The following is an 18,254-nucleotide window of genomic DNA, read 5'->3' as shown; positions in this document are numbered from 1 at the left end:
AAATGATTATGGTAATAATTTATATTCAAATTTTGGATAGCCGCGCTCGCCGCCTTCGCTCAAAAAGCCCAGCATGCGGATCTTGTAGTAATTGCCGTCGATGTCCTTGAGCACATAAAAACGATCGGCATAGGCCGTGCCCGAAAACACATCGCGCCAATCGGCACCAATCACGCGCTGGTCGTCCTGGAGCAACGCATCGTTTACATTGGCCTTGGTGAAATTCGCAAAAGTAACCGTCGGCTCCGACACGTTTACGCGGTACACCTTGACGCCTGCCCTGAGGTTGTTGAGCACAAAATCGGAATAGCCGTAAGAGCCAGCGCCCGCAATCACATTGGTGAATACCGTAAAACACAAATCCCACTTGGCTTTTTCGGGTTCAACGAGCACCGGTTGGTTGGTGTCGAAACTAAAAAACGTAAAATTGTAGGCCGCGTCTTTTGGGATCGAGATCTCCTGGTGCGTTGTGCTGTTCAAATTGGCATACTGCAAACGATAGCCCTCGCCTTCGCGCAGGATACGGATTTTTTTCCAGCCTCGCGCATCGCCCGTAATGGCCACGCTACCCGCCGGAGGAATAGTGTTCCCCACCTTGTAACCCAGGTTCACCAGGTATACTTTGTTGTCTTCGTCGTTGGCCGATATTTCGTCGATGGCGGTCTCGAGGATGTTCCCATTCGGCGCATCGATGTAATTTTCATTTTCGGGATCGAACGTACCCACGGCCACCTGGCTCTGGAAACCCGATACGCTGGCCGGCGTTACCGCGTCGATGTCGGTCACGTTCAAATTGCGCGCCGCCATGTAGATCGAACCATTGATGGTCACGCGAAAATGATCGCCGCCATAAAAGCCCAAATCCCAAATATCACGACGGCTTTCGGTGGTCATTTCTTCGCTCAAATCGACAAACACCTGGTTGCCTTGGTTGGGCCCACCCACTTCCGACACGAGGATCGCGCCCAGCGACGCGCTAAACGTCATCTGCGTAAGTGTATAACCTTGGATGTTCGAGAATCCGGCGTAGTCTACACGCACGACTTCAAACTGTACTTTCTTGACCAAATCGGCATCGTCATACGGCAACATCAGGTTGTGGTAGGTAAACGACACACGGCTCTGGCCCACAGTAAAATCGAGTGCGATCAAGTTATCGACAGCCTCGGGCGTGGTCGAAAAATCGACGCCGTAGACGCTCTGGTCGGGCGTTACCTTGAGTTGGATGGTACCCGCCGCTTCGGCCGGTTTAGAAAAAACGAGTGTAATTTCTTGGGGGGCATCGTCGGAATATTTGTAGGATTCGCGTTCGAATCCGGCCACGAAAGGCAATGCCTCTACATTGTCTTCGGGTTCACAGCCCGGCAACAAAACGGCCAACAGCAATAAAACGGAGTATATCTTTGCTTTCATATTAAAAGTTGAGTCGGTAACGTAATTTCATGAAATAAGAACGGCCATAACCCAGCATGACGCTGCTCGAGGCTGCCGTATGTGTCCCGCCGCCATCGGTACTGGTGTTGACCTGCGTGATATCGAGCAGGTTGCGCGCGCCAATGGTAAGCTCGAGCGTACGGTTCAAAAACGGTTGCATGATCGACGCGTCGAGCCACGTGAATTCGTTTTGACGACCCTTGACGATCTCGCCCGTAGACGGCACCTGGATGAACTGGTACTGCGGCCCGGTGTATTTGAGATAGGCCGAAAAAATCGTCCCGGTCTTGGCCAGCGTATGCGACAGGTTGGCGTTGTATTGCATCGCGACCAGATAATCGTCGGCTTGTTCGCTCGCGCTCAAGATGTCGAGCACCTTAGAAGTACCCGAAACCGTCACGCCCGCGTTACCTGACCAATTGCGGTATTGGAAACCGGTGGTGAGCGTACCGCCATAGGTGCGGAACAAGTCGATGTTGTCGAAAGTAAAAGCGAGTTTACCCTCGTCGTTGGTATAGGTGATTTGCTCGATGCGGTCACGTACGTCGAGGAAAAATCCGTTCAAACTGGTACGGAACAAAGCCCCCGATTGCGAAGCGAACGTCTTGTTGAGGAACAACGAAACCGAAGTCCCTTGCTCTGGCTTGAGGTTGGGGTTGCCCTGGCTGTCGTGGTTGACATCGACAAAATAAGTATACAATTCCTCGTAGTTCGGGATTCTTGGCGCAGTACCCACCACGGCACGCAACTGATAGCCTTTGCCCAAATCGTAACGCGAACTGAGCGAGAGCGCGGCCTGCGTATCGAACTGCGACGAGAACATCACACGCGCACCCGGACGCAACGAAAACCGTTTGGTGAAATTGATCTCGGTCGAAGCGAACGCGTCATAAGATCCTAGTCTTTTTTCAAGACTGCCGTCGAACAGCACCCCGGTCAGGTAAGACAAATGACCCGTGATTTCGCTGATCTCGTACCCCACCTGAAAATCAATCGTTTCGTTCTTGAGGAAGTTGCTGAAATTACCGCGTGAATGAAAACCTTCGCGCGATTCATACTCGGTTTTTTCGACGTCGTATTTTTGGCGCTCGCCGATGCGGTACTTGAACGTCTCTACATTGCGCTCCTGTTGCTGGAACGAGGTCGAGATGTCGTAATCCATGAAAGAAAACTTGCCCGTCGCGTTGAAATGGTGAAAATAACGCGTCGAGATAAACGTGTTGTCGTCGAACGTCACCGGATGGATCGTCCCGGTTTGCGGTTGCGGATTCTCCTGTACATTCTGCGAGTAAAAATCGGTGCTCTCGTCAAAGAATTCGAACTTGTAGAAAAAGGCGTGGTTGTCAAGGTTGTACCCCAAAAACGCCTTGGCATTCACCTGGTCTTTCGGCAGCCAGCGGTAGCCGCGTTGCCCGTCGTTGTACAAATGGTCCTTGCCCTGGCGGTCATCGAGGAAGCCCTTGAAATAATTGGTGGTGACCATCGCATTGGCATACAAACGGCTGTTGATGTTGTGGCCGATCTTGAGCGATTGGATGTGGCGCCCGCGCTTCATCAGGCTGTATTCGTCGCCCACGGTTTCCTCTTGGATGAATGGCGTGATTTCCCACTTGGATTTGCCGCTTTTCTTGGTAATGATGTTGATGATGCCCGAAATGGCGTTGGCCCCATACTCGACACCCATCGATCCTTCGACGATTTCGATTTGCTGGACGTCGTCGAGGTTGATTTGGGTCAAATCGGTGTTGTTGCCGAGCCCTTCGTCGTTGATGACCGGAATGTTGTCGATCAAAATCTTGAAATACTGCGCATCAAGCCCAAACAAACGCACGCTCGATTTCCCTGAAGATGCGCTCGGGATGATGTTGATGTTGAGCTGCTGGTTGAGCAAATCGGCCAGGTTGTTGCCCGCCTGACGGTCGATGTCGGCACGCGAAATCACCTTGACCTGGTAAACCGATTTGTCGACCGACTGTTTGCTGTACTGCCCGGTGATGACCACCTCGTCGAGCGGCTTGGCTTTGCGGATCGTATCGTTTTGGGCATGTGCGCCCGATATCGTCAGTAAAATAAATAAGGAGTAATGTTTGGTTGAGGGGCGAACGCCCGCACACACTGGCGCAGTTGGAGCGAATCGGTTAAAAAAGTGACGTAAACTTGAATGCATTCCTTATTTAGACTAATTACAAATTGTAGATAAAAATTTTTGCAAATATATCCTTTATTTTTAATTGTTCTAAATAAATATTGTATTTTTGCCGAAGAATTTTAACATCCAATCCCCTAATGAAAAAAAGTATTTTTGCGGCCGTCGTCATGTTGCTGACTGCCACAGCCATTGCTCAAGACAAAAAGAAAGAAGACATCAAAGCCATCAAGGCCATGTGTGGTTGTTATGAGGTAAAATTCAATTTTGCCGAAACGTTCCAGACCAGCAAGGACGAAAAATACGTGCCGTCTAAAACCAAGTACGACCGCGGATTGGAATGGGTGGAACTCGTAGAGGACACCCCGAACAAAATCGTCATGCAACATTTGTTGATCGTCAGCGACACCATGATCGTCAAACACTGGAGACAAGACTGGGAATACGAAAACACCCGTTTTTACAACTTCTTTAAGGACACAAGCTGGAAATACCAAACGCTGACACCTGCGCAGGTCAAAGGCCAATGGACACAACGCGTGTTCCAGGTAGACGACAGCCCGCGCTACGAAGGTACCGCTACATGGGTTCACGTAGACGGACGTCATTTTTGGGAAAACACCACCGATGCCCCGTTGCCGCGCCGCGAGCACACGATCAGAAACGATTACAACGTCTTGAAACGCACCAACGTACATGAAATCGTAAAAGAAGGCTGGATCCACGACCAGGACAACATCAAGATCCAACGCGACGATGCGGGCGCCGATACGGTCATCGCACAGGAAAAAGGCCACGACGTTTACACCAAAGTAGCCGACTCGAAATGTGTGGCCGCGCACAAATACTGGGCTACGCACAAAGGCATGTGGAAAAACGTACGCGACAAATGGGCGACCGTTTTCGCAAGAAACAAAGACCTCAACCTGTACAACAAAATAGAGGGCACCTCATTGTTCATGAAATTGTTCGACGTCAAGGCCGATGCGCCAAAGACCGAAACCGACAAAATCATCGACAGCTACATCAAAGGATAATTAGCTTGTTTCATACGAAAAATCCCGGATGCCGATGGTGTCCGGGATTTTTTATTGGTCTGTTGCTCAAATCTTCATCTGCAAGATGGGATAGTCTTTTCCGGCGCTGTCTTTTTCGGTTCGTCCACATACGACGAAGCCACATTTCTCGTAGAATTTTACGGCTTTTAGGTTCTGCTCGTTGACGTCGACTTTGTTGGCCTGCCATTCGACCAACGCGAATTCCACGAGCCGTTTGCCCAAGCCTTTCCCGATATGATCGGGGTCAAGGAACAACATCTCGATTTTTGTGTCGGCCACCCCGACAAATCCGACTACGCGGTTTTGATCGACCACACAAAAAACAGGAAACGAATTGAAATCAATATGCTCAACAATTCCTTTAAAATACACAATGTCTGTCGGATCCAAAAAATCATGCGTCGCGCGAACCGAACGCTCCCACACATCGACCAACTCCTTCTTGAAACGGTCTTCGTAAGGTACTATCGCAAATGGTACTGGCATGCCGAACCCAATTTATTTTGCCGATAACCGATCAATTCCTCGGCAGGAAAATCTCGGCCATCATGCATCGCGCGCTTCCGCCGCCGCAGGCTTCGATCGTGTCGAGGCTCGAGCTTAGGATGGTCGCGTGTTTTTCAAGTTTCGAAATTTGATCCTTGGTCAAACTTTGGTGTGCCGCGGTGCTCATCACCAAATAACGACGGTCGTCCGAGCCGCGCACTTCGAGCATGTTGCCCGCAAAATTATTGACCTGGTCTTCGGTAATCAGGATGATTTCCTTGTTGTCTTGCTTGAGGTTGTCGAGCACGTTTTTGCGCTCGACCTTGTCGTCGATCGAATCGGCGCAAATCACGGCAAACGTTTCACCCAGACACATCATCACATTGGTGTGGTAAATCAGCTTGCGCTCGCCGTCGACGGTTTGGAACGCCTCGAAAATCACGGGCGCCAAGTCGAAATCTTCGCAGAATTCGATGAACAATTCCTCGTCGGCGCGTGGCGATAAGGCGCAATAGGCCTTGCCGTTGGCGCGGTCGAGCAATAAACTCCCCGTTCCTTCAAGGAAAAAGCCGTCTTGCTCGGCCTCGGTATAGTCGATGATGTTCTCGATCTGGAAACCTTTGTCTTCCAAAACATCGAGGATTTCCTCGCGGCGTTCCTTGCGCCTGTTTTCGGCAAACATCGGATACAGCGCCACATCGGCGTTTTCGTGGAACGACACCCAGTTGTTCGGGAAAATCGAATCGGGTGCATCGAGTTCTTTCAAGTCATCGACAACCGTCACATCGACACCCACCATGCGCAGCTTTTGCACAAAGGCATCGAATTCTTCCTGCGCACGCGCGTTGACTGTTTCGGGCGAAAGCCCATCGAGTACTTTCTGGTAGTAGTTGTTGACGGCCGTTTGTTCGTTCATACGGAACGCAACGGGCCGGATCATCAATATAGCGTTGGTGGTTTGTTTCACTTTTTTATTTTTTATTCTTTATTGTCATTTTTTATTGGCGTTCCCTTACGGGTCGGGCTTTGCGCTGCAATCCCTAACGCACATCTCACAAACGGCGATTTCAATCATTAGATAGAGAATTGTCCGCGCATTGCCATTATTTATTTTTTATTGCTTATTTTCTATTTACCGACGATCCAATAAATAATAAAAATAAAAAATAATTAATCCCGAACGAGCGGCAAAGTCGAACACCGCAACAATCCCTCCTGCTTCGCAATCTCGGCATACGGAATCTCTTCTACTGTAAAATCGTGCTCGCGCAGCCATTGGTTCAGGCGTGTGAAATTCTTTTCAGACACCACCACGTCGGGCGCGATCGAAAACACGTTCGAGAACATGTGGTACATCTCGTCGCGCGTGATGTGGAACAGGTTGTCCATCCCAAAAATATCGACAAGCTGTTGGTACTCGGCCTCGTTGCGGAAACCGCCCTTGTAAATGATGGCCTTGTTTGTGCCTACGGGCTGGAAACAGCAGTCGAGGTGCAACGCGTTGTCGCGCGCATCGGCCCACGACTTGACCAGGTCGAACGTGAGGATCTTTTTGTGCGGGAACAAATCTTTGATGTAGTCGATGCCCGCCTGGTTGGTACGCGCGGTCTTGACCTGGGCGTAATCGGCGCCGCGGTAGGTGCCGATAAAAATATAGTCGTTGTACAGGATGACGTCGCCGCCTTCTATGTGTATCTTTTCTTTGTCTACGATGCGCTTGACTTTGGCCGGGTCGATCTGATCGATCACATACTCGATGGCTGGAAATTCCTTGTCGCGTTCGGGCAGGATGCCCGCCTCGATGATGATGTCGTCTATGACAAACGCGATGTCGCGCGTAAAAATCTGGTTTTCGTTGGCCACGAGTTCGGGACGGTAGACCTTTACGTCGTATTTTTCGAAGACTTTGTTGAAGGCTTCCATTTCGGCCACCATGTCGGCTTCTTTCGGATAGGTACCCGCGAGGATGTGCTCTAAGGATTTGGGATCATAGGCCACGCTTGCCTCGGGTGTCGGGCCATTGCTCAAGGCTGTTCCGAGCACCACCGCACGCAGGCGCGAGGTTTCATTCTTAACATTAAGGGATAGCATAAAAAAAATATTAGGGCCGGCTTACCGACCGTCGGCAAATATAGCAAAAGACAACCGAATCCGAAAACGTTATCGCCGTTAGGTTTGGGTTAAGTCACATCAAAAAAGCCTTCCTACTCGGAAAGCCTTTTGATTGATCTATCGTTGCTTGATGGTTTATTCGATGATGAACTTGTGCGCTTTTTGTTGGCCGTCGACTTCGATCGTCAAGACGTAGATTCCCTGCGAAAGCTGGGAAACCGGAATACTGTAATGAACACCCAAGGTTTCGTTGGCCGTCCACAACAGCCTGCCGTTTACATCGACAATACGCATTTGGGCCGCGCCATTTACCTGTCCTTTGTTCAGGATATGCAATTGGTGCGATGCCGGATTCGGGTAAATCGCAAATTGGCTTTCAAACGCAGCGACTGCGAGCGCCGTCGTGTTGACGATGCCGCGGTACGGCTTCTTGTTCGCCTTGGTCAAGGTCACTTTGAGCGCGCTGTCTGAAAAAAGTGCGGGGATGGTCGCGTCGAAATGGCCATCGGCGATCAGCCCCGTCGTGAGGATTTCGTTGTCCTGCACGATCGAAACCAGGGCGCCCTCGGTATCGGACGCAATGTCGAGCATACCGCCCGCGAGCGAAATGGTCGGCGCGTGTGTGGCCGTGATGTCGGTGGTGACTTTGTCGCGGAAAATGGTAGACGCGTCGCCAAAAAACACCCATGTTTGCATCACTTCTTCTGAAGTATTGCTTTGGTTGTAGGCCTCGAGCATGCTCGCCTGTCCGTTGTAAAACAAGCCACCCAGCGATGTCTTGACGTTCTCGAGGTTGCTGCGCGTGATGAGCTCGGCCATTTCGTCCTGGGTTTGCATCGGCTCGGCCCACGCCATCAATATCGACGAACCGCAACTGGCGATGGCACCCGCCGGCGTATTGTTGTTGGTTTTGTTCAAAAATGCTTCGCACAACGACGTGCCGCCCACATAGGTACCGTTGTTGCACGCCACCGACACCACAAACGGATACTTGCCGTTGTTGGTGAGCAGGTTGGCTTGGGCATTGGTGTAGTTTCCGGTAGACATACCTTCGTTCCAGCCGTGCCCCGTATAGTTGAACAACCCTACGCCCGCGTTGACCGCCGCGGTAATGTCCTGCGCATCGGGGCTGCCGTTGCCGTCGCCTTCGCCGTGCGAACCGTCGTAAAATTCATGCACCTCGGCATAGCCGTACTCGATCAGTTTTTGGCCGATGTGGCGCAAATGCAGCCAATCGGGCTCGCCATCGTCGCCATAACCGTCGCCCTCGTTCGACCCGATCCCGAGCGCCCGCGTCATCCAGTCGCCCGCAAGCGGATTGGTTTCGTATTCGATCGTGCGCGACACCTGTGTTTGCACTTCCTCTGGTGATCCCGAAAAACGCCCGACCAGCAGTTCGGGGTACATATCGGCGCCGTCCATTTGGCCGTAGTAGCTGTCGCTCCACAATTCTTCCGAGCCAGGGCTTCCGTAGGTATGCGACGGCAAATCCTCGAAATCGCCCACGAGTTGCACATAGGCCAGGTTTGAATTGGCCAGGTAGGCGTTCTTGATGTAGTTCTGGATCTCGGCCGACGTTTCGCCCGCTTCGGTCACATAGGCCATATTGACATTGATGCCTTTTTCGATCTTCCAGTCAATGTATGGTTGCAAGGCCGTCATGTAATCGGAGGGCGTGATGACCAGGATTTCACCTTCGTCGGCAATGGGCTGGTACTCGGGCGCATTGAGGTAATGGTTACGATAAACCGAAGCGAATACTGCGGTCTTCGTGCTGCCGCTTGACAACTTTTCGTTGGTGCCTTGTTGCGCCGCATCGGTCGAAACCGTGACGGTGATGTTTTTGTAGACGCGCAATTGGTGCGTGACCGGATTGTATTGGTACGGATAAAATGTCACGGTGACGCCACGTGTGTCCCTGAAAACATAAGGTGTCCCGGCCTTGGCCAATGCACCTGGAAAAAAGGCATCGGTGTTGTAGGCCGCACCAAAATGCAACGGGATGCTGGCGGGGTTGACATTTCTTTTCAAGCTCCCTTTGGACGGCGCGACATGAATGTTGTCGAACTCCGCATACGAATCGTATGCAATGTCGATCGTGACGTTGCCCGTATTGGGAATGATCAGCGATTCGGAAACCATCGGCAACGCAGGCGCATCTTTGTCGAGCATGAGTACGGCATCGATGCCCGAAAAATCTTCGTAGGCCGCACCGTTGATGGTGGTTTGTGCAGAAACATACGGCGCTGTGGTATTCTTGATTCCCAATTGCGCAGGATGACTTGAAACGAGTTTGAGCTCTTGCGCGTTACCGGCCCACGTGATCAAGGCGGTCAGGAGGAGGTATTTTTTGGTCATAGCGTGTTTTTTAAAAAACTTTCTAAATGTAGTGAAAATTTTGTTTTATGTAACACGTTTACAATTAGTTATGTGAACATTTTTGATGAAATGAAAAAGCCCCGCATTGGCGGGGCTTGGGTTAGTTTTTGATGAATTTGGTTTGGAGGATTTGGCCGCTCTGGGTTTCGATTCTCACAATGTAGACCCCTTGCTTGAAAGCGGTAACGTCCATCTCTTCAAGACGAGACAATTCATTCTTGACGAAGACCGTCTTGCCGTCTATCGACAGTATTTGCAGCGAAAGTATTCTATCATGGCATTCGATTGTCAGCATTGCCTTGACAGGATTGGGATACAATTTTAGCGATGGTGCTGTTATTACATCTTTGGCTGGTTGCCCCGCCGAGTGATTCCCAGAAACGGCAGGCCGATAAACAAAACTATCGCTGCACCCTTCTATGTAAGCAACGAAACCGGCATCGTGGTTTGTCTCAAAATCAGGCAATAGCTCGATAAAATCGCCAGCGTGATAAATGCCAATCACATCGGGCCCGTCAAAAAAATCACGACTCCGGATCCATTGCAGGCGTTCGCGCTCGACTGAATCAACATAATTTACTTCAGATGTCAGCGTCCGTACGCAATTCTGCTGGTACACCCAAGTCGGTAAATTCGCCGCGTCGCCACTGACCGCACCAACATCGGTGGAATTCGGCAAAAAGTTGTAGTTGGGCCATTCGGGCTGGTCGATCACGCTCAGGAAAGGATCAAACATCTGGTAGTAAATCCTGCCGTCGATGCCTCGCTGCGGAATCCTTCCGTCTGCATTGTCGAGAATAGTTTCCTTGGTAATATTCCATTCGCGACGGTCGGGGTCAAACACTACGCCGCCCGACACGGTCATCCCATCGTAAAACCGATGCACAATATTTCCACTTTCCGAAAATTCGGCACCGGCCATCTGAAAAATCTGCGCATTTTGCGGCCCCACTATTTCACCGAGGTTATTGATCAGTCCAGTCTGATTGTCAAAAAACCCGATAAATAATCGTCCATTGAACACGCCGTTTTGCGTCTCCGAATAGCCGATGAGCATCCTGTCACTATTCATCGACATTTTCATCGGCCCGTTGACACTCGTCACGTCAATACCGCCCGAAGGCCAAATGTGGTTAAGTGCCGGCAACGGTGAAATTCCCGCAAGTATCGGCAAATGTATGCCTTGATCATCTACCAAATAGGAAAGGAGTCGGCCTCCATGCTCCACAACAATCCAGTAATCGAGTCCATTGCCGTGCGCAGCGGTGGTGATTTTCCCGAAATTGAAAGGATGATTCTCGTCTATCGCGATACCGTTCAAGTCGCGAAACGATAGGTTCATGGTCCCGGGCACTACATCGCCTAGTGCGCCAAGAGACATATCGACCAGTGCATAGCGTAATCCGTTTTGCTGTGCGAAGATGTTTTGGCCTACCGAGATGGCTACTACAAAATACTGGTTGGCGTCGGCAGGATTGGGAACGATTACGATATTCTGCGAGAAGTCGCCTCCCTGACCCCTAAAGAAATTGCCGTTTGGCATCACGATATGGTTTCGCTGGTAAATAGCATTGCCGTCAGTATAAAACAGCAAATTACCATCGCGGTCGGAAACGGAGGCTGTCGACAGACTTGTATTTGAATTTAACGCTGAAAGCTGTGGAACTACCATGCCGTTGTTAAAATCAAGCCCCCCTTGGTTGGCCAACGCCCAATTGGAAAATTGCAGGTTTTGTGCGAAAGCCTGACCCGCAAAAAGTGCAAATAATAAGGCTAAATTTTTCATCGCTTACTGTTTTGCCGATTGCTTTATCAGTTGTTCCATCTGCTCCTTAAGCGCGGCAAGTTCTGTTTGCTGTGATTGCAATTGACGCGATTGGATTTCGATGGTCTTGTTTTGATTGATCAAGTGCAGCGTCAATTCTTCGATTTTTTCCATCTGTTTGGCTTGCATTTCCCCTAGGTCAAGCCCGTTATTTGCCAGGTCCGTTGCCGATGGGATGTTTGGCAAGTGTTTGTGCTTTCGGATAAACGCGTCGACCTCGTCCAGTGGCATGAGTGTATAATTGTCCCCAAAAACATAATCTGCCCAGTTGTTTGGATTTCCATTACGCAGGGCTACTTTGACCCTCTCCGTCAAAACACCACCTTCTACGTATAGCCTATAATTTCCAGTTTCGGTAGGAAAAATTGCATCTGAACCTATATATATCCTACCATTTCGCTCGCTGCTCCGTGTGTTGAACCAAATGTTGTTGTCTTTCATGTCTACATTGCGGATGTGATTTACCGTATTCGTAATCGCGCCATCGTTAAGATAGATGCTGGTATCTGGGCCACCCACGCCGCCTGTAACAATTTTTTCAAGAATTACGTCGCCGTTGGCATTTACCGTGAGAAACTTTCCGTTCGTATTGTTCTGAATATTGGGCGTATTGGCGTTAAGATCCATGAATCGCAAGCCCGAAGTATTTGCAGATACAGCATTGATTTGTGTGTTTCCGTTGATTCGAAAAAGGTCATTATCAAATTCTCCATACAACAACGGATTATTGGTCCCCCAGTTATCAATCATCAATCGGTTATTGAGTGGCCCTGAAAGTCCCGTGGCCACCTTATTGCCAATCAACACATTGCCAGATGCTTGGGAAATCCATTGGCCCAGCCCATCGCCTATGGCAACATTTCCATCACAACTACCTTCTGGCCCGTCGATCCCAACTAATGTTCCATAACCCATGATAATATTGCCGTTACCATACTTGTTGGACTCCATCGCTCTTCTGCCAACCACTACATTTGAATATCCGGTCAAATTCCCGAGCAATGCCTGATCACCGAAAGCACAATTATATCGTCCCGTTGTGTTGTTGTAAAGTGCATAAGTTCCAAATGCAGCATTATAACTGCCTGAACCACCACCATGCGTACCGGTATTAAAAAGTGAAAACGCGCCAAATGCGGTATTGGCCACTGTAGTGTTGTTGTTGAGCGCCCCGTAGCCAAAGCCGGAACTGTTGTTGCCGTCCAGCGGCGTTCCGATGTTGGCGCCGGCGGCGACGCCATAATAAGTGTGGGTTTGTTGTCCGCTTACAGAAGCGGAACAGATTGCAAATAATGCAATCAATGGCATTGTTCTCATATTAGATTATTTAAAGGTTACTAGATTAAAACAAAACCTCAAGGACCAATCACGCCTATGCGCAAAATGTCCTCAAATAATCTGGCGAAAAAACAATAGTGGCCCAAAGGAAATTTGGGGTGGTGTGGTGCATTAAAGTTATAGAATAAAACCTAACGTTTTACAAAGCCGCGTACCAAATCGTAAAAAAAACAAAAAGCCCTGCAAATGCAAGGCTTTCATTATAAGCAATTTGATTTTTATCGCTTGTCCATATCCACAAACGGACGCAACGGGTGGCCGGTGTAAATCTGGCGCGGACGGCCGATCGGTTCTTTGTTGACACGCATCTCTTTCCATTGCGCGATCCAACCCGGCAAACGGCCGATGGCGAACATCACCGTAAACATTTCGGTCGGGATGCCCAACGCACGGTAAATGATGCCCGAATAGAAATCGACGTTCGGATACAACTTGCGCGACACGAAATAATCGTCCACCAATGCCGATTCCTCGAGTCTTTTGGCGATGGCCAACACCGGATCGTCTACGCCCAAGGTGTTCAACACTTCGTCGGCGGCTTTTTTGATGATTTTGGCGCGCGGATCGAAGTTCTTGTACACGCGGTGCCCAAAGCCCATGAGGCGGAACGGGTCGTCTTTGTCTTTGGCTTTTGCGAGGTATTTGTCGGCGTCGCCACCGTTCTTTTGGATTTCCTCGAGCATTTCGAGTACGGCCTGGTTTGCACCGCCGTGCAATGGTCCCCAAAGCGCCGAAACACCCGACGAGATCGATGCGAACAGCCCCGCATGCGACGAACCTACCATTCTTACGGTAGACGTCGAACAGTTTTGCTCGTGGTCGGCGTGCAGGATGAACAATTTATCGAGCGCGTTGATGACGGTCGGGTTGATTTTGTATGGCCCCGTAGGCAACGCAAACATCAACTGCATGAAGTTTTCTACATAACCCTTGGTGTTGTCGTAGTAGTTGAGCGGATAGCCCATCATCTTGCGGTAGGTCCAGGTCGCGATCACGAGGAATTTACCCATCGTTTTGCAGATGGCCTCGTACATTTCCTTTTCGTTATCGACGTTGACGACTTTGGGATTGAACGCCGTAAGTGCGCTTGTGAGCGACGCCAACACGCCCATAGGATGTGCCGTTTTCGGGAACCCGTCGATGATGTTTTTCATCTCTTCATTGACGAGCGTATACTTTCTAATGTCATTTTCAAACTGCTCCAGTTGTTTCTTGGTGGGCAATTCGCCGAAAATCACCAAATACGAAACTTCAAGGAAATCGGCTTTGTCGGCAAGGTCTTCGATCGCATAACCGCGGTAACGCAGGATGCCCTCTTCGCCATCGAGGAATGTGATGTCGCTCTTGCAAACGCCCGAATTCTTGTAACCTGGATCCATTGTGATGGCCAACGACATGTCGCGGAGTTTGCTGATGTCGATGCCTACTTCGTTCTCGCTCCCGACAATTACCGGAAACTCATACTTCTTGCCATCCAATTCTAATATTGCTGTTTTTGACATAATTATTGGGTAGATTAATCTTGGAATAATAATTTAACAAATCTAGGGAATTTAGAATCAATAAAAAAAAGAATATGGCAACGAATTCGTTAATTTTATTATAAATGACGTTGGATTTTGGGGTATAAAAAAACCCGACGCAAGTCGGGTTCTATCTAAAATCAAAAGGAATTACTTTTTAACCTTAAACGCCTTCAATCCCGGAAAATACGCCGTTGTACCCAACTCCTCCTCGATGCGGAGCAATTGGTTGTACTTGGCCATACGGTCTGAACGCGACGCCGAACCGGTTTTGATTTGTCCGCAGTTTAAGGCGACCGCCAAATCGGCGATGGTGTTGTCCTCGGTTTCGCCCGAACGGTGCGACATGACCGAGGTATATCCCGCATTGTGCGCCATGTTGACCGCGGCGATCGTTTCGCTCAGCGTACCAATTTGGTTCACCTTGATCAAGATCGAATTGGCGATGCCTTTCTCGATACCCTTGGCCAAACGCTCGACATTGGTCACATACAAATCGTCGCCCACGAGCTGCACCTTGTTGCCGATCAAATCGGTCAGGTATTTCCAGCCTTCCCAGTCGTCTTCATACATGCCGTCTTCGATCGAGATGATCGGGTATTTGGCGGCCAGATCGGCCAGGTATTCGGCTTGCTCGGCCGACGTACGGATCTTGCCGTTCGGCCCTTCGAATTTGCTGTAATCGTATTTGCCGTCTTTGTAGAATTCAGACGCGGCGCAATCGAGCGCGATCATGATCTCGTCGCCGAATTTGTAACCCGCCATCTCGACCGCTTTCTTGATCGTATCGAGCGCATCTTCGGTACCGCCCGCGAGGTTGGGCGCAAATCCGCCTTCGTCGCCCACGGCCGTAGACAAATGACGGTCGTGCAATACTTTCTTGAGGTTGTGGAAAATCTCGGTACCCATTTGCAACGCCTGCGTAAAAGTCTTGGCCTTGACCGGCATGATCATGAATTCCTGGAATGCGATAGGCGCATCGGAGTGCGACCCGCCGTTGATGATGTTCATCATGGGTACCGGCAACGTATTGCCCGAAACCCCGCCCACATAACGGTACAACGGAAGCCCGAGTTCGTTGGCGGCCGCCTTGGCCACGGCCAATGAAACGCCCAAAATGGCGTTGGCGCCCATGTTGCCTTTGTTGTGCGTACCGTCGAGCTCGATCATTTTCTGGTCGATCAAATTCTGTTCGAACACCGACATGCCGATCAGTTCCTCGGCAATGTGCGTGTTGACATTCTTGACCGCCTTCAAGACGCCTTTGCCCATGTAGGTTTTCCCGCCGTCGCGCAATTCCACCGCTTCGTGTTCGCCCGTAGACGCCCCAGAAGGAACGGCAGCGCGCCCGAGGACGCCATTTTCGGTAACCACATCTACCTCTACGGTAGGATTTCCGCGTGAATCAAAGATTTGCCTTGCGTGGATTTTGATGATGATGCTCATGATTTATTGTTTATTGTTTATTATTATTTTTTATTGTTGTTGTTTATTTGTTATTTCTCGATGGCAATTTTTTCGAAATATTTACAAATATAACCATTACGGGCATACCAAAATAGAATGTTATCAACGATAACGTTTTCAAGGCGACTGTGTAGATGTCAAGGATCGGTCGAAGCAAAACACCACGCGTGTCCCCGCGGCCGCGGCCGCATCGTCGTACAAATCCTCGAACGCAAACGAGTAGGCCGTGCCGTTCTTCGCGTTGAAATGGTTGAGCCGCTCGGCCGCCAACTTGACCCCGAACGACTCGCTCTGATACGGTTTTTGCGCGGCTTTCTCGGCCGCCCTTTCCCTGCCTATGCCGTTGTCGGTGACCGATAGTTTGTATACGCCGTCTTCCTGGTAGACGCTAACCGAAAGCGTCTTCTCACCTTCCTTGAGCATCAGCCCATGCCAAAGCGCGTTTTCGATGAAAGGCTGCAAGATGAGTCCCGGCAGTTGGATTTGCGCCGACACCGCATCCAGTTCGGGCAGGTCGGTCTTGATTTCGTGGCGGTACCGGATGCTTTCGATGCTCAGGTAGACCTTTATGATTTCGAGCTCCTCGGCCAATGCGATGCTGTTGGTTCTCGAAGTCTCGAGGATTTTTCGAATCAGCAGCGCAAACTTGCTCAGGTAAAAAACCGCTTTTTCCTTGTCGTTCTCGATCAGGTAGGCCTTGATCGAATTGATCGCATTGAAAATGAAATGCGGGTTCATCTGCGACCGAAGCGCATCGAGCTTAAGCCCCGAAAGCTCCGATTCAAACGCCACAGACAACGCCCGGACACGCTGCTCTTCATTCCCTTTCAACTCTTTCTTAAGCGCCGCGATGTGCGTCTTGAGCGAGGCTTCCAACTCTTGCTGGTAATGTCGTTCGAGTTCGTGCTTTTCGGCCTGTTCGGCCATCAACCGCTCTTGGCTGTTGATCTTTTCCACATACAACTCGCGAATCTGATACCCCAACCCCAGCATAAAAATGATCGACTCGATGATGATGCCCACATAAAAATACAGGATCGGGTAATCGGTGTGGTGTGTCGGGTACATCGACTTGTACAACGCCACATAGGCGAGCAACTGGTAACTGGCCAGGCCCGCGATGACAAAATACCTGAATTTGCCCGGAATCCTGGCCACATAATACAACGCATAAACGGCAAAGAAGGTGATGGTTGGGATAAAGACGAAGTTAAAGAACCTTACAAAAAGATTGACCTCGCCCGCCACCATCGCGCCGACCCACAAAACGGTAGACAATACAAGCATCGCGCGCAAATACGTGACGATCGCCCTGTATGCTTTGGGGAAGTGGTTCTTGAACGACAAAAACTCGAGGTAGAAAAAAAACATGAACGAATTGTACACCACCTGGACATACCAAAAAAAAGACCCGAACCAATGCTCCCTAAGGTCCCGTGCCAGTTCGCTCGAAATATAAGGATTGAGCCTGAGCATGTACAGGAACAGAAAAAAATTGTACAACCCGTAATACAAAAAAGTCCTGCGGCGGCTTTGTGCAAAAATAAGCATGCTCACCAGGAAATAAATCAGGAGGCCCGAGAAGACAAAATTCCATACGATACCTGCTACGACGGCCTGGTTCATCTAAAATTGATTTAAGAATTGTGCTTTCTTGAGTCGCGAAACGGGCAGCTCGGTACCGTCTACGAGCACCACCACATCCTGTTGCCTGCGGTATTCGGCAATCTTGCCCATGTTGACCAGGTAGGAATTGTGGATCCTAAAGAAATTGAACCCCACAAGTTTGGCATCGATGGCCTTGAGTTGCTGGGTGACAAACAACTTCTCGCCACTGTCGAAAAACAGGTAACAATAATTGCCGTCGCCTTCGCAATAAGTAATTTGCGCTGGATTCAGGAACAATATCTTGCCCTCGTACGGAATCCCGATTTTTTTTGTAGCACCAAATTCAGGCGAAACCGGCACCGGCTTCCCTTTTGATTCGCGCGCGATTTTGTCGTTCTTGGTTTGCCGTGCCTTTTCGATGGCCGTCTTGAGCTCGGCCTCGTCGATGGGTTTGAGCAGGTAGTCGAGCGCCATTTCCTTGATGGCCTTGATCGCATATTGGTTGAACGCCGTGGTGACGATGACCGAAAATGGCCTTTCCGGAAACGCCTCGAGTAACTTGAACCCGTTCAAATCGGGCATCTCGATATCGAGAAAAATACAATCGACAGGGTTGTCGCGCAAAAAATCACGTGCCTCGGTGGCGCGTTCGAACGCGGCCAACACCACCACATCGTCGCAACTGCGTTCGAGCTCCCAACGCAGGCTCACCAGCGCATTGGGTTCGTCATCGATCAAGACTACCTTTAACATAAAAACGGCGTTATCTTGCTAAAGTAAGACAAATTCCGGCACATCGCGCATCGCAAAACGGCTTTGAACGTACAAAAGAGAACACCCGCAAGCTTTTTTTCGACCGATTACAAGGCAACGGCTAC

The 18,254-nt window shown here is 50.0% G+C and carries 13 protein-coding genes; 1 reads left to right on the top strand and 12 read right to left on the bottom strand.

All coding sequences use genetic code 11. The features are described from left to right. Positions 1–6 precede the first annotated feature (6 nt). Together BLP55_RS06180 and BLP55_RS06175 are read right to left on the bottom strand one after the other, a co-directional pair. The gene (locus BLP55_RS06180) at positions 7–1,413 is read right to left on the bottom strand and encodes an HmuY family protein (protein WP_091141464.1); all 1,407 of its coding nucleotides are present in this window, start codon (positions 1,411–1,413) and stop codon (positions 7–9) included. A 1-nt stretch (position 1,414) separates the two neighbouring features. Beyond that, positions 1,415–3,601, bottom strand: a complete 2,187-nt coding sequence (locus tag BLP55_RS06175) for a TonB-dependent receptor plug domain-containing protein (RefSeq protein ID WP_091141463.1) — start codon at positions 3,599–3,601, stop codon at positions 1,415–1,417. Between the two features lie 119 nt (positions 3,602–3,720). Here BLP55_RS06175 and BLP55_RS06170 point away from each other — a divergent pair, with 119 nt between their 5' ends. Then, entirely contained in the window at positions 3,721–4,617 is an 897-nt protein-coding gene (locus tag BLP55_RS06170) for a DUF6607 family protein (protein WP_091141462.1), read from the top strand. A 66-nt stretch (positions 4,618–4,683) separates the two neighbouring features. On the opposite strand, the gene BLP55_RS06165 is transcribed toward BLP55_RS06170, so the two are convergent. From BLP55_RS06165 to BLP55_RS06120, 10 genes are all read right to left on the bottom strand, one after another. Continuing rightward, positions 4,684–5,124, bottom strand: a complete 441-nt coding sequence (locus BLP55_RS06165; RefSeq protein WP_091141461.1) for a GNAT family N-acetyltransferase — start codon at positions 5,122–5,124, stop codon at positions 4,684–4,686. A gap of 31 nt (positions 5,125–5,155) precedes the next feature. After that, a complete protein-coding gene (ctlX, locus tag BLP55_RS06160) occupies positions 5,156–6,091 on the bottom strand; it encodes a citrulline utilization hydrolase CtlX (protein ID WP_091141460.1) in 936 nt (311 codons plus the stop codon). Positions 6,092–6,294: 203 nt separating this feature from the next. Continuing rightward, complete coding sequence (locus BLP55_RS06155; RefSeq protein ID WP_091141459.1) at positions 6,295–7,215, bottom strand: dimethylarginine dimethylaminohydrolase family protein; 921 nt, start codon at positions 7,213–7,215, stop codon at positions 6,295–6,297. A gap of 156 nt (positions 7,216–7,371) precedes the next feature. Next, positions 7,372–9,594: a C25 family cysteine peptidase gene (locus BLP55_RS06150; RefSeq protein ID WP_091141458.1), complete on the bottom strand. Its 2,223-nt coding sequence runs from the start codon at positions 9,592–9,594 to the stop codon at positions 7,372–7,374. A gap of 121 nt (positions 9,595–9,715) precedes the next feature. Continuing rightward, positions 9,716–11,401, bottom strand: coding sequence for a T9SS type A sorting domain-containing protein (locus tag BLP55_RS06145; RefSeq protein WP_091141457.1), 1,686 nt, complete (start codon positions 11,399–11,401; stop codon positions 9,716–9,718). A 3-nt stretch (positions 11,402–11,404) separates the two neighbouring features. Further along, positions 11,405–12,757, bottom strand: a complete 1,353-nt coding sequence (locus BLP55_RS06140) for a hypothetical protein (RefSeq protein WP_091141456.1) — start codon at positions 12,755–12,757, stop codon at positions 11,405–11,407. A gap of 239 nt (positions 12,758–12,996) precedes the next feature. Then, positions 12,997–14,280, bottom strand: a complete 1,284-nt coding sequence (locus BLP55_RS06135; RefSeq protein WP_091141455.1) for a citrate synthase — start codon at positions 14,278–14,280, stop codon at positions 12,997–12,999. Positions 14,281–14,451: 171 nt separating this feature from the next. Further along, positions 14,452–15,747 (bottom strand): phosphopyruvate hydratase, encoded by a 1,296-nt coding sequence (eno, locus tag BLP55_RS06130; RefSeq protein ID WP_091141454.1) that lies wholly within the window; start codon positions 15,745–15,747, stop codon positions 14,452–14,454. A 138-nt stretch (positions 15,748–15,885) separates the two neighbouring features. Beyond that, positions 15,886–17,394 carry a sensor histidine kinase gene (locus BLP55_RS06125; protein WP_091141453.1) on the bottom strand — a complete coding sequence of 503 codons (1,509 nt, stop codon included), beginning with the start codon at positions 17,392–17,394 and terminating at the stop codon, positions 15,886–15,888. Continuing rightward, positions 17,395–18,129 (bottom strand): LytR/AlgR family response regulator transcription factor, encoded by a 735-nt coding sequence (locus BLP55_RS06120; RefSeq protein ID WP_091141452.1) that lies wholly within the window; start codon positions 18,127–18,129, stop codon positions 17,395–17,397. Positions 18,130–18,254: the final 125 nt, after the last annotated feature.

Source organism: Flavobacterium caeni, assembly GCF_900101895.1.
Lineage (GTDB): Bacteria > Bacteroidota > Bacteroidia > Flavobacteriales > Flavobacteriaceae > Flavobacterium > Flavobacterium caeni.
The sequence above is the reverse complement of the archived record's forward strand: the minus strand, read 5'-3'. Positions and strand labels throughout refer to the sequence as shown.

What these genes read in the sequence shown, in the direction of transcription:
- BLP55_RS06180 (WP_091141464.1), bottom strand. Translation starts at nt 1,413, where the DNA reads ATGAAAGCAAAGATATACTCCGTTTTATTGCTGTTGGCCGTTTTGTTG.
- BLP55_RS06175 (WP_091141463.1), bottom strand. Translation starts at nt 3,601, where the DNA reads ATGCATTCAAGTTTACGTCACTTTTTTAACCGATTCGCTCCAACTGCG.
- BLP55_RS06170 (WP_091141462.1), top strand. Translation starts at nt 3,721, where the DNA reads ATGAAAAAAAGTATTTTTGCGGCCGTCGTCATGTTGCTGACTGCCACA.
- BLP55_RS06165 (WP_091141461.1), bottom strand. Translation starts at nt 5,124, where the DNA reads ATGCCAGTACCATTTGCGATAGTACCTTACGAAGACCGTTTCAAGAAG.
- BLP55_RS06155 (WP_091141459.1), bottom strand. Translation starts at nt 7,215, where the DNA reads ATGCTATCCCTTAATGTTAAGAATGAAACCTCGCGCCTGCGTGCGGTG.
- BLP55_RS06150 (WP_091141458.1), bottom strand. Translation starts at nt 9,594, where the DNA reads ATGACCAAAAAATACCTCCTCCTGACCGCCTTGATCACGTGGGCCGGT.
- BLP55_RS06145 (WP_091141457.1), bottom strand. Translation starts at nt 11,401, where the DNA reads ATGAAAAATTTAGCCTTATTATTTGCACTTTTTGCGGGTCAGGCTTTC.
- BLP55_RS06140 (WP_091141456.1), bottom strand. Translation starts at nt 12,757, where the DNA reads ATGAGAACAATGCCATTGATTGCATTATTTGCAATCTGTTCCGCTTCT.
- BLP55_RS06135 (WP_091141455.1), bottom strand. Translation starts at nt 14,280, where the DNA reads ATGTCAAAAACAGCAATATTAGAATTGGATGGCAAGAAGTATGAGTTT.
- eno (WP_091141454.1), bottom strand. Translation starts at nt 15,747, where the DNA reads ATGAGCATCATCATCAAAATCCACGCAAGGCAAATCTTTGATTCACGC.
- BLP55_RS06125 (WP_091141453.1), bottom strand. Translation starts at nt 17,394, where the DNA reads ATGAACCAGGCCGTCGTAGCAGGTATCGTATGGAATTTTGTCTTCTCG.
- BLP55_RS06120 (WP_091141452.1), bottom strand. Translation starts at nt 18,129, where the DNA reads ATGTTAAAGGTAGTCTTGATCGATGACGAACCCAATGCGCTGGTGAGC.